Genomic DNA, 17,067 nt, shown 5'->3' on the forward strand with positions numbered 1-17,067 from the left:
AAGAGACGAGAATGGCTGTGCAGATAGAAAATTTAGGTCAGTTAGACCGCAAAGTGACCTTAGAGTTCGCTCGTGCCGATTTGGCTAAGGCAAGAGAAGACCGTTTGGCTAAATTGGGTAAAACCATGAAAGCCCCAGGCTTCCGTCCAGGCAAAGTGCCTAAGAACATGGTTGAAAAGCAATACGGCATGCAAGTGGATTTCGAGCTCCAGTTTGATAAAGCTCAAGAACTCTTCTATGACTTAGCTCAAAATGAAAAAATTCTATTGGCTGGTCAGCCACGCCTCGATCCAAAATCAGAATTAGACGCAGACAAAATTGTGTTTGATGCTTACTTTGAAGTCTTGCCAGAAGTGAAAATTGGCGATTTCAGTAAAGCTGAAGTAACTAAATACACAACCGACATTTCAGATGCCGAGATTGATCGTGCTTTGGATGTATTGCGTAAGCAGCAAGTGCATTACCATCCGCGCGGCGAAGCTGGTGCTCATGGTGATGGTGGTGCAAACACAGCAGCTCAAGCTGGCGACCAAGTTGTAATCGACTTTGTCGGCAAAATCGACGGCGTTGAATTTGCTGGCGGTAAAGCGGAAAACTTTGAATACGTTCTTGGTGAAGGTCGTATGCTCCCAGAATTTGAAGCTGCTACTTTGGGGCTCAAGGTAAGCGAGAGCAAGACTTTCCCATTAAGTTTCCCAGCCGATTACCACGGTAAAGATGTGGCTGGTAAGACTGCTGATTTCACCATCACTGTGAAGTCAGTCAACTGGGCACACCTACCTGCGATTGACGATGCCTTTGCATTATCCTTGGGCGTTGCTGAAGGTGGCGTTGCGAAGATGCGCGAAGAAGTTAAAGAGAATTTAGATCGTGAAACGAAGCGTCGCATTACTTCCTTGCTAAAAGGTGAAGTCATGGAGAAGCTCAACAGTATTTGCGATCTTGATGCTCCAAAATCGTTGGTTGCTCAAGAGCAAGAGCGTTTGGTTGAGTCCGCACGTCAAGACTTGATGCAGCGCGGCATTCCAAATGCTAAAGATGCACCTATCCCTGCTGAGATGTTCGCTGAGCAAGCTCTCAAGCGTGTTCGTCTTGGCTTGATTTTGAGCGACTTGGTTAAGCAAGAGAATTTAGCTGCCACTTCAGATCAAATCAAAGCTGAGATCGACGAACAAGCAGCAACTTACGAAGATCCGAAAGAAGTGGTGCGTTGGTTCTATAGCAATCCAAGCCGTCTTAAAGATATCGAGAACTTGGTTCTTGAAGATAACGTCATCAAGCATTTCACTTCAAAAGCTAAAGTGATTGATAAAGCCGTTACCTTTGAAGAACTCAGCAAGCTCAACTAAGTAATTAATTAATAAAGGTCTGATCACATGAACCAGAATCATTTCCAGTCTGAGAATTTAGAGCCCAAAAGTTTGGGTTTAGTTCCAATGGTGATTGAAACCTCTGGTCGAGGTGAGAGGGCCTATGATATTTACTCTCGCCTACTCAGAGAACGTGTTGTTTTCTTAGTTGGCGAGGTAAATGATCAAACTGCAAACTTGGTTATTGCTCAGTTACTTTTCCTTGAGAGCGAGAACCCAGATAAAGAAATTTCTCTTTATATCAACTCTCCTGGCGGCTCTGTATCGGCTGGCTTAGCAATCTATGACACGATGCAGTTCATCAAGCCACATGTTAGTACTTTGTGCATGGGTATGGCTGCCAGCATGGGCGCATTCTTGTTATGTGCTGGTGAGAAGGGTAAGCGTTATGCCTTGCCTAATTCACGCGTGATGATTCATCAGCCATTAGGCGGTGCACGTGGCCAAGCTTCTGATATTGAAATCCAAGCGCGTGAAATTCTCTACTTGCGTGAGCGCTTAAATAAGATTTTGGCTGACCGCACTGGCCAATCCATTGAAGCCATTGCTAAAGATACTGATCGCGATAACTTCATGTCTGCAGATCAGGCTCAAGAGTATGGCTTGATCGATAAAGTCATTGATAAGCGCCCTTAATCTACACCTCACTTAGATAGCCATCTTGAGCGATAAAAACAATACCAATAGCGCAGACAAAATTCTGTATTGCTCCTTTTGTGGCAAGAGTCAGCATGAAGTTAAGAAGCTGATCGCTGGGCCCTCTGTTTTTATTTGCGATGAGTGCATCGACTTATGCACCGACGTCATTCAAGAAGAGTTGGCAAAACTTCCTAAAGGGGAGGGTGATGACTCTTTACCAACACCACATCAGATTCGTGAGAACTTAGATCAGTATGTCATTGGTCAAGATCATGCGAAGAAGACTTTGGCGGTAGCGGTCTACAACCACTACAAGCGTTTGCAGTATTTGCCTAAGCCTAAAAAAGAAAAGCTAGATAAAGACGGTAAGCCTGTTGAGGCTGCTGACAAAAAAGAATCCAAGCTACCTGCTAAAGCTATGGTTGACGGTGTTGAATTAGCAAAGAGCAATATTTTGCTAATCGGCCCAACTGGTTCAGGTAAAACATTATTGGCACAGACCTTGGCACGCATGTTGGATGTGCCTTTCGTCATGGCCGATGCCACAACATTAACCGAGGCAGGTTACGTTGGTGAAGACGTTGAGAACATCATTCAAAAACTATTGCAGGCCTGTGATTACAACGTAGAAAAAGCGCAGCGCGGCATTGTGTATATCGACGAGATTGATAAGATCTCTCGTAAGTCGGATAACCCATCTATTACCCGTGACGTTTCGGGTGAGGGCGTTCAACAAGCCTTGTTAAAGCTGGTTGAAGGCACTATGGCCTCCGTACCTCCTCAGGGTGGCCGTAAGCATCCTAATCAAGATTTCTTGCAAGTAGATACAACCAATATCCTATTTATCTGCGGTGGCGCATTTGATGGTCTTGAGAAGGTGATTCAGCAGCGTACTGCGAAGACCGGCATTGGATTTAATGCCACGGTTCCAGGCAAAGATGATCGCGGTGTTAGCGACCTCCTGATAGAAGTTGAGCCCGAAGATTTAATTAAGTTTGGCCTTATTCCTGAGTTGATTGGTCGTTTGCCAGTTGTGGCCACTTTGGCGCAATTGGATGAAACCGCTTTGATCCAGATTTTGACTGAGCCTAAGAATGCCTTGGTGAAGCAATATCAAGCGCTATTAACCATGGAAGGCTCAGAGCTGGAAGTTCGCCCAGCTGCACTATCAGCCATTGCCAAGAAAGCCATTGCACGCAAGACTGGTGCTCGTGGACTGCGTTCAATCCTCGAGGGATCTCTCATGGATGTGATGTATGACCTGCCATCTTTGAAGAATGTTCAAAAGGTAGTCATCGATGAAAATACCATCGCTGTGGGCGGAAAGCCTATTTTGGTCTACAAGCAAGGTGACGATTCTGCGGAAATGAGCAAAAAAGCCTAATTTTTGGTCTTTGTTGATGTTTTCACAGGGTTTTCGCTCACTTTTCGCATATTTACCCCTTGTTTTTGACTAGGTGGCACCCATATAGGTAGTATCCTATTCCTGAATCATGTCCGTATTTAGTAGTGCGGCATTTTTAGAGAATTTTACGGAACGACTATTTTGGAGGAATTGCCCTATGCCTGGCCACTTATTACTACCCTCTGAACCTATTCAACTACCACTTCTCCCCTTAAGGGACGTCGTAGTGTTTCCACACATGGTGATCCCCTTATTTGTGGGTCGCCCAAAATCGATCAAAGCATTAGAAGCCGCCATGGAAACTGGCAAAAATGTGCTTTTAGTAGCTCAAAAGACTGCCGCCAAGGATGAACCTGGCGTTGAAGATCTTTATGAGGTCGGCTGTATCGCTAATATCCTTCAAATGCTGAAGTTGCCAGATGGCACTGTCAAGGTTTTGGTTGAGGGTGTTCAACGTGCTGAAGTCAGTCAAGTTGAGGATAGCCAAGGGTATTTCGGTTGTGAAGCATCTCCAACTCCAATGTCCTCATTGGATGCTCATGAGACTGAAGCATTGCGTCGCGCCATCATGGCCCAATTCGATCAATACGTGAAGCTCAATAAAAAGGTTCCTCAGGAGATTTTGTCTTCATTGGGTGGCATCGATGATCCAAGCCGTTTGGCGGATACGATTTGCGCCCATCTCCCAGTCAAGCTTGAGCAAAAGCAACGTTTACTTGAAATGACTGATGTAGTGCAACGCTTAGAAAGCCTCTTGGCTGATCTCGAAAGTGAGATTGATATTTTGCAAGTCGAGAAGCGTATTCGTGGACGCGTTAAGCGCCAGATGGAGAAGAGTCAGCGTGAGTACTACTTAAACGAACAAGTTAAAGCCATTCAAAAGGAATTAGGTGAGGGTGAAGAGGGTGCTGATCTCGAGGAGCTTGAGAAGCGCATTAAAGCCGCTCGCATGCCAAAAGAAGCTTTGAGGAAGGCTGAGTCTGAGTTGAAAAAACTCAAACTCATGTCGCCAATGTCTGCTGAAGCAACAGTGATACGTAATTTTATTGACACCTTGGTCACTCTTCCATGGAAGAAAAAAACCAAGATCAATAATGATTTGGCTAACGCTGAAAAAGTATTGGACGAGGATCATTACGGACTTGATAAGGTTAAAGAGCGCATCTTGGAATATCTTGCAGTTCAACAGCGAGTTGAGCGCGTTAAGGCCCCGATCCTCTGTTTGGTTGGCCCTCCTGGTGTTGGTAAAACGTCTCTCGGTCAATCCATTGCCCGCGCAACAAACCGTAAGTTTGTGCGTATGGCATTAGGTGGTGTTCGTGACGAGTCTGAGATTCGTGGTCATCGTCGAACCTATATTGGTTCTATGCCAGGCAAGATTCTTTCAAGCTTGACGAAGGTAGGCGTACGCAATCCTTTATTCCTCTTGGACGAAGTCGACAAGATGGGTATGGATTTCCGCGGCGACCCTGCTAGCGCCTTGCTGGAAGTTTTAGATCCAGAGCAAAATCACACCTTCCAGGATCACTATGTCGAAGTTGATTTTGATCTCTCCGATGTGATGTTTGTTGCAACATCAAACTCATTAAATATTCCTGGCCCATTGTTAGATCGCTTGGAAATTATTCGCCTTGCAGGCTATACCGAAGATGAGAAGACGAGCATTGCGATTAATTATTTAATACCCAAGCAGATTAAAAATAATGGTCTCAAGAAAGATGAATTGAAAATTGAGGAATCTGCCGTTCGCAGCATGATTCGTTACTACACCCGCGAAGCTGGCGTGCGTTCTTTAGAACGTGAAATCAGCAAGATCTGCCGCAAGGTGGTGAAGTTGCTTCTCCTCAAGAAAGAAGCTGCGCCAGTCACAGTCAATGCTGACAATCTTGAGAAGTTCCTCTCCGTCAAAATGTATGACTTCGGTCTTGCTGCCAAGGAAAATCAAGTGGGTCAGGTAACCGGCCTTGCTTGGACTGAGGTCGGGGGCGACCTGTTGACTATTGAAGCGGCAGTGATGCCTGGTAAAGGTGTAATTACTCGTACCGGCTCGATTGGCGATGTGATGAAGGAGTCGGTTGAAGCAGCGAAAACCGTGGTTCGTTCTAGAGCCAGAGCTTTGGGTATTGCGGACGAAGCCTTTGAGAAAAAGGATATTCATATTCACTTCCCAGATGGCGCAACCCCAAAGGACGGTCCATCGGCCGGCATTGCAATCACGACAGCCCTGGTATCGGTATTCACAGGCATTCCAATTCGCTCGGATGTAGCCATGACTGGTGAGATCACTTTGCGTGGCGAGGTGCTACCAATTGGGGGTCTAAAGGAGAAATTATTAGCTGCCCATCGAGGGGGCATTAAATTGGCCTTGATTCCAGAGGAAAATGTCAAAGATTTGATTGATATTCCAGACAACGTCAAGAATGCAATTGAAATTGTGCCTGTACGCTGGATCGATCGAGTTCTGGAGTTGGCTTTAGAGAGAAAACCCGTTGCTTTGCCAGACCCGACACCAGAAGAGCTTGCTAAAAAGGCTGCTGAAGCTAGCAAAGCCAGTGAAAAGATTTCTTCTGGAGAGGTCCTCAAGCATTGATGCCTAGGGATATTTGAGAGATCTTGAGTCTGATTGACGGTTCAATTAATGTCTTTTTTGATGAAGAATCTCTCTTTTATTCCTGCACTAGGTTACAATCTCGACTGTATTAATTTGGGGCGCTTAGCTCAGATGGTAGAGCGTCTGCCTTACACGCAGAATGTCGGCGGTTCGATCCCGTCAGCGCCCACCAGTTTCCCAGATCGCATTTGTTTTTCTTCTCTTAGGCTTTCTAGTTCCTCTAGATCTTCAGCCTAGTACACTCGCATCATTGACTTTATTTTCGAGCGATTAATTCATGTTTGATTCCGTACGTAAGCACCAAAGAGTTTTGCAGTTTGTATTGATGCTCTTCATTGTTCCTTCTTTTGCCTTATTTGGGATTTCAAGCTATTCCGGATTTATGGATAAAGAAACCGATATCGTCAAAGTGAACGGCAAGCCAATCACAGCGCAAGAGGTTGATATGGCTGCAAAGCGTCAAGCTGAGCGAGTGGGTGGAAATGTACAAATTGCTCAAAGCTTGCCGTTTCGTCAGGCAATCCTCAATGAACTGCTACAACAGCGTATCTTAGGTTTTGCGGTGAGTGATTTGCACTTGCAAGTAGGAAAACAAGAACTTGTGAATAGCCTACAGAAGATTCCGCAGATTCGTGCTTTATATCGTCAGGACGGTACATTTGACGATGTGCGCTTTAAACAGTTGTTGGCAAGTAACGGCATGAACGAGGAGCAGTTCTATGCTGGCCAAATTTTTGATTTGAAAATTCAGCAGCTTGTGAACTCCGTGGCTCGTACAGAGCTAGCTAGCCCGAAATTGTCTGAAGTTGTTTCATCCCTATACGAGTCTGAAAGACAGGTTCAGACCTTGCAGTTCAATGCTAAAGATTATTTTTCTAAAGTTAATCCGAGCACGGATGAGTTACAGGCTTTTTACGAGGCCAACGCTAAATTATTCGAGCGTCCTGAATATATTGATGTTGAGTACATTGTTCTTAAGGCTGATCCAAAAGAAGATTCCAAAGTTTTTAATGAAAAAGCTGATCAGTTTGCAAATATCACTTACGACCAGTCGGATAGTTTGAAACCTGCCGCTGATAAATTAAAGCTCAGCATTCAAACTCAGAAGGGCGTTACTCGTGGTGGCGCTCCTGGCGTATCCAAGGATCATCCTTTAGCCAATCTCAAGGTTGTTCAGTCCCTTTATGCTGATGAAGCCCTGAAGAGCAAGCGAAATACTGAGGCTGTGCAAACAGCGCCAGGCGTATTTGTATCAGCTCGAGTGCTGACTTTGTATCCTGCTCAAATCATGCCTTACAAGGATGTTGCCTCAGAAGTTAAGCGTCAAGTTAGTCAGCGCGCTGCGGAGAAGTTGGCTATCGCCGCCGCTAGTGAGAAATTGGCCGCCCTTGAAAAAGATCCAAAAAATGCTGCTGGTTTTGGTGTCGCCAGCTGGATTTCACGCAACAAGCCTGGTAGCTTAGTTGGCCCATCGATGGATGAAGTCATGTCGGTGAATGCCAATAAATTACCAGCCGTAGTTTCAGTCTCGAATCCTGGTGTGGGTACAACAATTTATCGTATTGATCAGGTTCGCCAGCCGACATCGGTCGATGCCAAGGCTCATAAGGCGCAAGCACAACAGATCCAAGCTCTGGCTGCACAGTCAGAATTTGCTGGCTTCATGGCTTACTGGCGCAATGGTGCTGGAGTTAAAGTCATCAACCCACTAAAGCAAGCAAGCTCAGGTAGCGCAGGCAGTTAAAGCTAGGGAATCTTTTTCAGCAAGTTACTGTATGGGGCCATTGAGCCCCATACGTTTTTAAAGATCATGTTTTGCGCTTGAGCATTTGGGTGCAATCGATCTGCCTGAAATAATTCGGACTTAGTTGCAACGCCTTCTAAGAAAAACGGCAGCAACTCAATGCCCTCTTGATTGGCAAGTTGAGGATAGAGTTTCTTAAATTGCGTGGTGTAGTTTTGGCCATAGTTTGATGGGATCTGTATGCCGCAGAGCAAAACCTTAGCCCCAGATTTTTTGCTCATCTGAATCATCTTGCTTAAATTACTTTCAGTTTCATTCACCGGTAAACCACGTAAGGCATCATTTGCCCCAAGCTCAATTAAAACGATGCCGGGCTTTTTTTGACCCAGGAGCTTGGGTAATCGGGTCAGTCCACCCGAACTAGTTTCACCGCTAATGCTGGCATTAAATACAGTCCAAGGGCTTTTATCTCTAGCAAGTTGCTCTTCAAGAAGATTGACCCAGCCCGTACCACGTGGCAATCCGTATTCAGCAGAAAGGCTATCACCCAGCACCAGGATTACCGGGTTTACCTGGGCCCAAGAATAAATGCTCATTACGAGGCAAAATAGACCGGTAATGAATTTATTGACCGCTAAGAGTTTGATCCGCATTTTTCCATTCTAGAAAATTTTCCACATGAACAAAGAGTCTAATTCCATTGTTGCCGATCAGCTTGGCAAGCTGGCTAATACAGCCGATGGAGACTTGGTTATTTTGCATGATCTTTGCTTTCAAATTGAGCAGGGCGAAAGCGTGGCCATTGTGGGTGCATCTGGTTCTGGTAAAAGCACCTTACTAAGTCTCTTAGCCGGATTAGATGTACCGAGTTCCGGTCAGATTGAGTTAATGGGGCAGGACCTGAATCAACTTGACGAGGATGGCAGGGCACGTCTACGCGGGCAGTTTGTTGGTTTTGTTTTTCAATCATTCCAACTATTGCCCCATTTAACTGCTTTAGAGAACGTGATGCTGCCCCTGGAGATGGCTGGCGTAGATCAGGCCCAAGCTAAGCTAACCGCCCATCATTGGCTTGAAAGGGTTGGCCTTGACCCAAGGGCAAACCATTTCCCTAAGACCCTTTCTGGCGGTGAGCAGCAACGCGTAGCGCTGGCTCGTGCCTTCGTAAATAAGCCTGCGATTCTCTTCGCCGATGAACCAACTGGAAGCCTAGATGAGGTTAGTGGAAATAAGGTAATTGAGCTCCTTTTTGAGCTGAATCGGGAGAATTCCTCAACTCTGGTTCTGGTGACCCACGATCCAGCCTTGGCTGCACGGTGCAAACGCCAATTAAGCCTTCAGGGCGGACGTCTGGTCTGATCAAAACCTTATAATCTTGGCATGTCATCTTTCTGTTGCTTGCCCGGGGCAAATGCCCTTTCAGCCTTCCGCCAACAGCGACTTTTAGCTTCGCTCGCCGCCCAAGGAATCCAACTTGAGTCTATACAGGCTCAATACCTTCATTTCATTTGGTCTGAGTCCGAACTCAATACCAAAGACAATGAGGTGCTCGAAAGTTTACTAACTTACGGTCAACCCTTTGTATCCCAAATGAAGAGCAGTAGCTCCTTATTCAGTAAGTCGACCGAGAAACAATCTGCGATTGCTATCCCACGTTTTGGTACAGTTTCTCCATGGGCCAGTAAGGCAACTGATATTGCGCGTCAATGTGGACTCCAGGTTTTGCGAATTGAGCGTGGCGTTCAATATGTATGGCAGAGTAAAAAAGCGCTCAGCAAAGAACAAGAGCAATTGGTATTGGCTGTATTGCATGATCGGATGACCGAAGCTGTCATCTCAGATATCAACGAAGCTAGTGCTTTGTATCAATCTTTGCCTGATCGCCCATTTGTATGCATCCCGGTATTAACCGAGGGAAGGGTTGCTCTAGATAAAGCAAACCAAGAACTAGGTCTCGCCTTGTCGGAAGATGAGGTGCTTTATTTAGTTGAGAATTTCATTCGTTTAGAACGTAACCCAAGCGATGTCGAGTTGATTATGTTTGCACAGGCAAACAGTGAGCACTGCCGTCATAAGATATTCAATTCCAGCTGGACTATCGATGGTGATGATCAAGAAAAATCACTATTTGCAATGATACGCAATACCCATCAGCTGCAGCCTGAAGGTACGATTGTTGCCTACTCTGACAACTCAGCGGTAATGGCAGGGGTGGAGTCTGAAACTTGGTCACCAAAAGGCCAGGATCGTCGATACGAAAAAGATACACGTTTAGTCCATACCTTGATGAAGGTGGAGACTCACAATCATCCAACTGCAATTGCACCATTTCCAGGTGCCTCTACTGGCGCTGGTGGTGAGATTCGAGATGAGGGTGCTACTGGTGTTGGTGGGCGCCCTAAAGCCGGCCTTACTGGCTTCTCTGTATCCAATCTCAATATTCCTGGCACTGATTTACCATGGGAATCTAAAAAGTACGGCAAGCCTGAACGGATTGCAACGCCACTCCAAATCATGATTGATGGTCCACTGGGTGGGGCTGCATTTAATAATGAATTTGGTCGCCCAATCTTGGGTGGTTATTTCCGCGTTTTTGAGCAAACCTTGGAAGGTGTTCGTCGTGGATATCACAAGCCAATCATGATTGCGGGTGGTATCGGTAGTATCGATTCAATACATACGGCCAAGAAACAAATTAAAGCGGGGCACTTGTTTATTCAATTGGGTGGTCCTGGTATGCGAATCGGTATGGGTGGTGCAACAGGTAGTTCCGTTGCAACTGGTACCAATACTGCAGATCTCGATTTTGACTCAGTCCAACGCGGTAATCCTGAAATGGAGCGACGTGCTCAAGAGGTTATCAACTCGTGTATCGCTATGGGTCAAGCTAACCCGATTGTTTCAATTCATGATGTCGGAGCTGGTGGTGTATCTAATGCATTTCCAGAGCTTGCTGATGGTGCTGGCTTAGGCGCACAATTTCAATTGCGTAAAGTCCCGCTTGAAGAGAGTGGCATGAGTCCTGCAGAGATTTGGTGCAATGAATCTCAAGAACGCTATGTTCTCGCAATCGAAGCTAAAGATCTGGAGCTTTTTAAATCATTCTGTGAGCGCGAGCGTTGTCCGTTTGCCGTGGTTGGTGAGGCAACGACTGAGCGTCAACTTCAGCTCAGTGATAGCAAAGAAGTTGTAGGTAGCGATGCAGCTATGCCGATTGATATGCCAATGGAGGTATTGCTTGGTAAGCCTCCACGCATGCATCGTGATGTGAAGCGTGTTGCTCAAGAGTTTGAAGAATTGGATGTTACCGACACCGATTTATCCCAATCTATTGCCTGGGTCCTGCAGCAGCCTACTGTTGCTAGCAAGTCTTTCTTGATTACTATCGGCGATCGAACTGTTGGCGGTCTTAATGCACGTGACCCATTTGTAGGTCCTTGGCAAGTTCCCGTTGCCGATTGTGCGGTTACCTTGATGGATTACAAAGGTTACCGCGGTGAAGCGATGTCAATGGGCGAGCGTACCCCATTGGCTGTAATCGATGCACCAGCTGCTGCCAAAATGGCAGTAGGTGAAGCTATTACCAATCTTTTGGCTGCTGATATTCGTCGTTTGGAAGACGTTAAGCTTTCTGCTAATTGGATGGCTGCTTGTGGCGCACCCGGTGAAGATGCAAAGCTATATGACTCAGTTCAAGCGATTGGCATGGATTTATGCCCAGCCCTTGGAATATCGATCCCAGTTGGTAAAGATTCCTTATCCATGGCCACTGCATGGCAAGATGGTGATCAAGCCAAAAAAGTAGTTTCCCCAGTTTCACTAATTATTTCTGCTTTTGCTGCGGTTCAGGATGTTCGCAAAACAACGGCGCCTTTACTAAAGCTTAAGGATGATTCTGGAGCGACCTTAGAGTCTGAATTAATCCTGATTGATTTGGGTCGTGGCAAAAACCGTATGGCTGGAAGTATTCTGGCTCAAGTGCTCAATCAATCTGGCAAATCAACTCCCAACGTCGATCACCCGGAAGATCTCAAAGCTCTTGCCACTGCAATCATTGATCTACGCAAAGCGGATCAGTTGCTGGCCTACCATGACCGTTCTGATGGAGGTCTATTCGCCTCTATCGCAGAAATGGCTTTTGCATCTCATGTTGGTATTTCGATCAATGTTGACATGATCGCAGTTGATGTTGGCCAAGAAGCTGATTGGGGTGATGCTAAAAACTGGGCACAACAAGTTTCTGGTCGTCGTCATGAGCAAACCATGCGCGCTTTATTTAATGAAGAGCTTGGTGCGGTAATTCAAATCCGTAAAGCTGATCGTGATGCTGTATTTGCTGTTTTGCGTAAGTTAAACCTCAGCGCATACAGCCATGTGATTGCAAGACCAAATACTAATGGCCGCATCGAAATTTGGCGTGATGCTAAAAATATTTTTGCAGAGCCTCGTGAAGTACTCCAGAAGATGTGGGCCAATACCAGTTACCAGATTGCTCGCTTACGTGATAACCCAGACTGTGCTGATAGTGAGTTTGCGCTACTAGACGACGTAGCGGATGCAGGTATGTCACCCAAATTAACATTCGATATTGCGGATGATATTGCGGCGCCATTTATTAATAAGAATAGTCGACCTAAAGTTGCCATCTTGCGAGAGCAGGGCGTTAACTCCCATGTAGAAATGGCTTACGCCATGAACTGGGCTGGTTTTGATAGCTATGACGTGCATATGTCAGATTTGCTCTCCGGTAAATCGAAATTAGATGATTTCCGTGGGTTGATTGCTTGCGGTGGATTTAGCTACGGGGATGTATTGGGTGCAGGTGAGGGCTGGGCAAAGACCATTCTCTTTAATAGTCAATTGCGCGATCAGTTTTCCGCATTCTTCGGCCGTCAAGATAGTTTTGCATTGGGTGTGTGCAATGGTTGCCAAATGATGAGCAATCTTGCTGGGATTATTCCTGGTGCAGAAGCTTGGCCTAAATTTACTCGCAACCAATCTGAACAGTATGAGGCTCGCTTGGTGATAGCTGAGGTAGTGGCATCACCTTCCATCTTTACCCAAGGTATGAGCGGAAGCCAGCTTCCCATTGCGATTGCTCATGGTGAAGGCTTTGCCAACTTTAGCCAACAAGGCAATTTAGAGGCACTTCAGAAGCAGGGGCTGGCTACTCTACGTTTTGTAGATCACAAAGGCAAGCCAACTGAAACCTATCCAATGAACCCAAATGGCTCGCCTGGGGGCCTAACTGGGATAACCACACCGGACGGTCGCTTTACAGTCATGATGCCGCATCCTGAGCGTGTATTCAGGGCGGTGCAAATGAGCTGGGCTCCAAAACAATGGTTAGATACGCCTGATGGAGCCAGTCCGTGGATGCGCTTATTCCGCAACGCTAGAGTTTGGGCAAATTAATTTCATGTCAGACTCATCCATGGCAATGGAGCCGGTTACCTTTTCTGAAAGTGGTGGAGTGCGCTATTTGCACTTTGGTAGCGAGTTAATTCAGGGTGCAATGCGCATCCGTGACCCGGATGAGATTTATTTGGAATACAACCAGCAAATGATGGCTTGGTTGCTATTTTTGGAAACGAAGCCGGGAATGCGTATAGCTCAGCTTGGCTTAGGTACTGGAGCGCTTACGAAGTTTGCACATCGTTATTGCCCAGCCGTAAAGACGACTGTTGTTGAGCTGAATCCTGCTGTCATTGTTTCTGCAAGAAGTATGTTTTTCACCCCCGATGATGATCGTCGCCTGGAAACCTTGCAAACAGATGCCAAGGCTTTTGTTCAGAATACAAAGTATCTGGATCACTTTGATGCAGTACAAGTTGATCTCTATGATGCGATTTGTGATGGCCCGGCTGCGAGCTCTTTAGAGTTCTACAAGGGCTGTTATGACATTCTCAAGTCGCCTGGCGTACTAACGGTCAATTTATTTTCTCGCCATAAGAGCTTTGATATCAACTTGAATAATATTTGTGGGGCATTTGATAATCGGGTTCTACTATTTCCAGAGTCCCATGATTGCAATGTAGTAGCGATTGCATTCAAAGGTCCTCGGCTCGAGGTTGAATGGAAAGAAGTCTCCAAGCGCGCGAAATTGCTGACGGAAAAGACGGGCTTACCTACCAACACCTGGGTATCAGGCTTAAATCGTGAAAATGCCCATCAAGAAAATAAACTCTGCATTTAACAAAATTTAGATAAGAAAAAAGGCGATCAGTTGATCGCCTTTTTTACTGGGCTAAAACTTCAGGGCTTAATGATGCTTAGACTGTCACCGTATCAGCAACATCACTGAATGACTTAATCTTGTCAAAGTTCATGTACTTATAAACTTCGCCAGCTTTTGCATTTAATGATTCCACTTGTTCAAAGTATTCATGCGGTGTAGGTAAGCGACCCAAAAGTGCCGCAACTGCTGAAAGCTCGGCAGATGCAAGGTAAACACGAGTATCAATACCTAAGCGATTCGGGAAATTACGTGTTGAAGTAGACACTGCAGTGGAGCCTTTGCGAATCTGCGCCTGATTACCCATACAAAGTGAGCAGCCCGGAGTTTCCATGCGGGCACCTGTAGATCCTAGGATGCCGTAATAGCCTTCTTCGGTCAGAATCATCTGATCCATCTTTGTTGGAGGGGCAATCCAGAGGCGTGTAGGCATATCCTTTTTACCCTGAAGAACCTGACCTGCTGCGCGGAAGTGGCCAATGTTTGTCATGCAAGAGCCGATAAACACTTCATCGATCTTCTCGCCAGAAACTTCAGACAAGAATTTCACGTCATCTGGATCATTAGGGCAGGCCAATATTGGCTCTTTGATTTCGCTCATGTCGATTTCAATCACTTCGGCGTAATCTGCATTTGCATCTGCTTTGAGTAAATCAGGCTTTGCAATCCAAGCTTCCATAGCTTTAATACGGCGACCTAAGGTACGCTTGTCTTCGTAGCCATTAGCAATCATCCACTTCATTAAAGTAATGTTAGAGCGCATGTATTCAATAATTGGCTCTTTGCTGAGCGCAATCGCACAGCCTGCAGCTGAGCGCTCGGCTGAAGCATCGGATAACTCAAATGCTTGTTCAACTTTCAGATCAGGTAAGCCTTCGATTTCTAAAATGCGGCCAGAGAAAATGTTTTTCTTGCCTTGCTTCTCAACTGTTAACAAGCCTTTTTTGATGGCATACAAAGGAATTGCATTAACCATATCGCGCAAAGTAATGCCTGGCTGCATTTTTCCTTTGAATCGAACTAATACAGACTCAGGCATATCCAAAGGCATTACACCGGTAGCTGCAGCAAAGGCAACTAAGCCAGAGCCAGCAGGGAAGGAGATGCCAATTGGGAAGCGAGTGTGACTATCGCCGCCAGTACCGCAGGTATCAGGAAGAAGTAGGCGGTTTAACCAACTATGGATCACTCCATCACCTGGACGCAATGCAACACCACCACGATTGGTCATAAATGCTGGCAACTCATGGTGAGTGCGAATATCCACTGGTTTTGGATAGGCAGATGTATGGCAGAAGGATTGCATTACCAAGTCAGCAGAGAAGCCTAGGCAAGCCAAGTCTTTCAATTCATCACGGGTCATTGGACCAGTGGTGTCTTGTGATCCCACGGTAGTCATGTGTGGTTCGCAATAGGTATCTGGGCGAACGCCTTGACCTTCTGGCAATCCACATGCGCGACCCACCATCTTCTGAGCCAAGCTGAAACCTTTTTTGTTATCAGGTGGGCTAACTGGAATACGGAATTCTGTCGAGGCTGGCAAGCCAAGTGCTGCGCGCGCTTTAGCTGTAAGGCCACGACCGACAATTAATGGAATACGACCACCCGCACGAACCTCATCCAAAATTACTGGTGACTTCAATGAGAATGAAGCAATTTCTTTACCGTTTTTAAATGCCTTACCTTCATATGGACGCAATTCAATTTCGTCGCCCATATTCATGTCAGATACATCAAGCTCAATTGGCAATGCGCCAGCATCTTCCATAGTGTTAAAGAAGATTGGAGCAATTTTGGTGCCCAAGCAAACGCCACCAAAACGCTTATTTGGCACGAATGGTATATCTTGTCCAGTCCACCAAAGAACAGAGTTCGTTGCGGATTTGCGTGAAGAGCCTGTACCAACTACGTCTCCAACATAGGCAATTTGATTACCTTTTTTCTGGAGGGCTTCGATTTGCCTCATTGGGCCGCGAACACCAGCTTCGTCCGGTTCAATACCTGGACGTGGGTTTTTCAACATGATGGTTGCGTGCAATGGAATATCTGGACGGCTCCATGCATCAGGAGCAGGGGACAAATCGTCGGTATTGGTTTCGCCAGTAACTTTAAATACAGTCAGCTTCATGCTTTCTGGAACAGCGGGGCGGCTTGTGAACCACTCGGCATCGGCCCAGCTTTGCAGTACGCCCTTAGCCTCTGCATTGCCTTTTTCCGCCAACTCCTGAACATCATGGAAGTAGTCGAACATCAATAAGGTTTTTTTCAACGCTGCAGCTGCAGTTGCGGCGCACTCAGCATCCGATAACAATTCGACCAAGGGTTTGATGTTGTAACCACCCAGCATCGTGCCCAATAGTTCAGTAGCCTTGATGCGTGAAATCAAAGGGGTTTTCTCGGCTCCCTTGGCAACGGCATCCAAAAATTCCGCCTTCACTTTAGCCGCCTCATCAACACCAGCAGGTACGCGGTTGGTAATCAGCTCCACCAACTCCGCTTCTTTTCCCTTCGGAGGATTTTTGAGAAGGCCAACCAGTTCAGCTGTTTGATCTTTAGTTAGAGGGAGGGCTGGGATTCCAAGGGCTGCGCGTTCGGCAACCTGTGTGTTGTAGGCTTCTAGCATCGTGTTTCCTGTTGGGTAAGAGTTTTCAACAATAAGGCTAAGCAGGGTGTCGTTCCCTAACGAGTCTATTGTAATTGCTAATTCATCTCTTATATAAGACTTAATTATCGAAATTCCTAAAAATGCTTAAAAATTAAGCATTTTGATTCAATTTCATGAATATCGGCTAATCTGTGAGTACTCAAACAAGCAAAAGGGGGGAATTAGGGCTATTTCAGGGTTTAGTGGAGAGCAAAAAATTCATATTGAAGTAATAAGTACTGAACTAAAAATTGGACGGCAAATATACGAAACCTTTTTAAGCCTTTGAGTTATTGGGCGACCTTAGAAAATTTGCTGCCACAGACGCTATCGTTATAATTACTTTTTCCAACAGAGCTTAAGCGATGACCAAATACGTTTTTGTCACTGGTGGTGTGGTTTCTTCTTTAGGGAAAGGA

10 protein-coding genes and 1 tRNA gene are annotated in these 17,067 nt (G+C 45.9%); 9 read left to right on the forward strand and 2 right to left on the reverse strand.

The annotated features are described in order from the left end of the window. The first annotated feature begins 11 nt into the window (after positions 1-11). The 6 genes from tig (at position 12) to B7Y67_RS04595 (ending at position 7,769) form a co-directional block, all read left to right on the forward strand. Positions 12-1,349 (forward strand): trigger factor, encoded by a 1,338-nt coding sequence (tig, locus tag B7Y67_RS04570; RefSeq protein ID WP_293597589.1) that lies wholly within the window; start codon positions 12-14, stop codon positions 1,347-1,349. Positions 1,350-1,376: 27 nt separating this feature from the next. Then, complete coding sequence (gene clpP, locus B7Y67_RS04575; RefSeq protein ID WP_293597580.1) at positions 1,377-2,006, forward strand: ATP-dependent Clp endopeptidase proteolytic subunit ClpP; 630 nt, start codon at positions 1,377-1,379, stop codon at positions 2,004-2,006. A gap of 25 nt (positions 2,007-2,031) precedes the next feature. Further along, positions 2,032-3,393, forward strand: coding sequence for an ATP-dependent Clp protease ATP-binding subunit ClpX (gene clpX / locus B7Y67_RS04580; RefSeq protein WP_293597581.1), 1,362 nt, complete (start codon positions 2,032-2,034; stop codon positions 3,391-3,393). A gap of 178 nt (positions 3,394-3,571) precedes the next feature. Continuing rightward, positions 3,572-6,004 (forward strand): endopeptidase La, encoded by a 2,433-nt coding sequence (lon, locus tag B7Y67_RS04585; RefSeq protein WP_293597582.1) that lies wholly within the window; start codon positions 3,572-3,574, stop codon positions 6,002-6,004. A gap of 117 nt (positions 6,005-6,121) precedes the next feature. Next, positions 6,122-6,197, forward strand: a tRNA-Val gene (locus B7Y67_RS04590). A gap of 105 nt (positions 6,198-6,302) precedes the next feature. Beyond that, entirely contained in the window at positions 6,303-7,769 is a 1,467-nt protein-coding gene (locus B7Y67_RS04595) for a peptidylprolyl isomerase (protein ID WP_293597583.1), read from the forward strand. 2 nt (positions 7,770-7,771) lie between these two features. Here B7Y67_RS04595 and B7Y67_RS04600 read toward each other — a convergent pair whose 3' ends face one another. Beyond that, a complete protein-coding gene (locus B7Y67_RS04600; protein WP_293597584.1) occupies positions 7,772-8,422 on the reverse strand; it encodes an arylesterase in 651 nt (216 codons plus the stop codon). A gap of 25 nt (positions 8,423-8,447) precedes the next feature. On the opposite strand from B7Y67_RS04600, the gene B7Y67_RS04605 reads away from it, so the two are divergent. From B7Y67_RS04605 to B7Y67_RS04615, 3 genes are read left to right on the forward strand one after another with little or no spacing between them, the layout of a single operon-like run. Beyond that, positions 8,448-9,128 carry an ABC transporter ATP-binding protein gene (locus B7Y67_RS04605; protein ID WP_293597585.1) on the forward strand — a complete coding sequence of 227 codons (681 nt, stop codon included), beginning with the start codon at positions 8,448-8,450 and terminating at the stop codon, positions 9,126-9,128. 21 nt (positions 9,129-9,149) lie between these two features. Then, positions 9,150-13,184, forward strand: coding sequence for a phosphoribosylformylglycinamidine synthase (gene purL, locus B7Y67_RS04610; RefSeq protein ID WP_293597586.1), 4,035 nt, complete (start codon positions 9,150-9,152; stop codon positions 13,182-13,184). A 4-nt stretch (positions 13,185-13,188) separates the two neighbouring features. After that, on the forward strand, positions 13,189-13,965 hold the full coding sequence (locus tag B7Y67_RS04615) for a spermidine synthase (protein WP_293597587.1): 777 nt from the start codon (positions 13,189-13,191) through the stop codon (positions 13,963-13,965). Positions 13,966-14,041: 76 nt separating this feature from the next. Here B7Y67_RS04615 and B7Y67_RS04620 read toward each other — a convergent pair whose 3' ends face one another. Beyond that, positions 14,042-16,627 (reverse strand): bifunctional aconitate hydratase 2/2-methylisocitrate dehydratase, encoded by a 2,586-nt coding sequence (locus B7Y67_RS04620; RefSeq protein ID WP_293597588.1) that lies wholly within the window; start codon positions 16,625-16,627, stop codon positions 14,042-14,044. Between the last annotated feature and the right edge of the window lie 440 nt (positions 16,628-17,067).

This window comes from Polynucleobacter sp. 35-46-11, assembly GCF_002281105.1.

Bases quoted from the DNA above. Each gene is read 5' to 3' on its own strand.
- B7Y67_RS04620 (WP_293597588.1), bottom strand. From the start codon at position 16,627: ATGCTAGAAGCCTACAACACACAGGTTGCCGAACGCGCAGCCCTTGGA.
- B7Y67_RS04600 (WP_293597584.1), bottom strand. From the start codon at position 8,422: ATGCGGATCAAACTCTTAGCGGTCAATAAATTCATTACCGGTCTATTT.
- B7Y67_RS04595 (WP_293597583.1), top strand. From the start codon at position 6,303: ATGTTTGATTCCGTACGTAAGCACCAAAGAGTTTTGCAGTTTGTATTG.
- purL (WP_293597586.1), top strand. From the start codon at position 9,150: ATGTCATCTTTCTGTTGCTTGCCCGGGGCAAATGCCCTTTCAGCCTTC.
- B7Y67_RS04605 (WP_293597585.1), top strand. From the start codon at position 8,448: ATGAACAAAGAGTCTAATTCCATTGTTGCCGATCAGCTTGGCAAGCTG.
- clpP (WP_293597580.1), top strand. From the start codon at position 1,377: ATGAACCAGAATCATTTCCAGTCTGAGAATTTAGAGCCCAAAAGTTTG.
- lon (WP_293597582.1), top strand. From the start codon at position 3,572: ATGCCTGGCCACTTATTACTACCCTCTGAACCTATTCAACTACCACTT.
- B7Y67_RS04615 (WP_293597587.1), top strand. From the start codon at position 13,189: ATGTCAGACTCATCCATGGCAATGGAGCCGGTTACCTTTTCTGAAAGT.
- tig (WP_293597589.1), top strand. From the start codon at position 12: ATGGCTGTGCAGATAGAAAATTTAGGTCAGTTAGACCGCAAAGTGACC.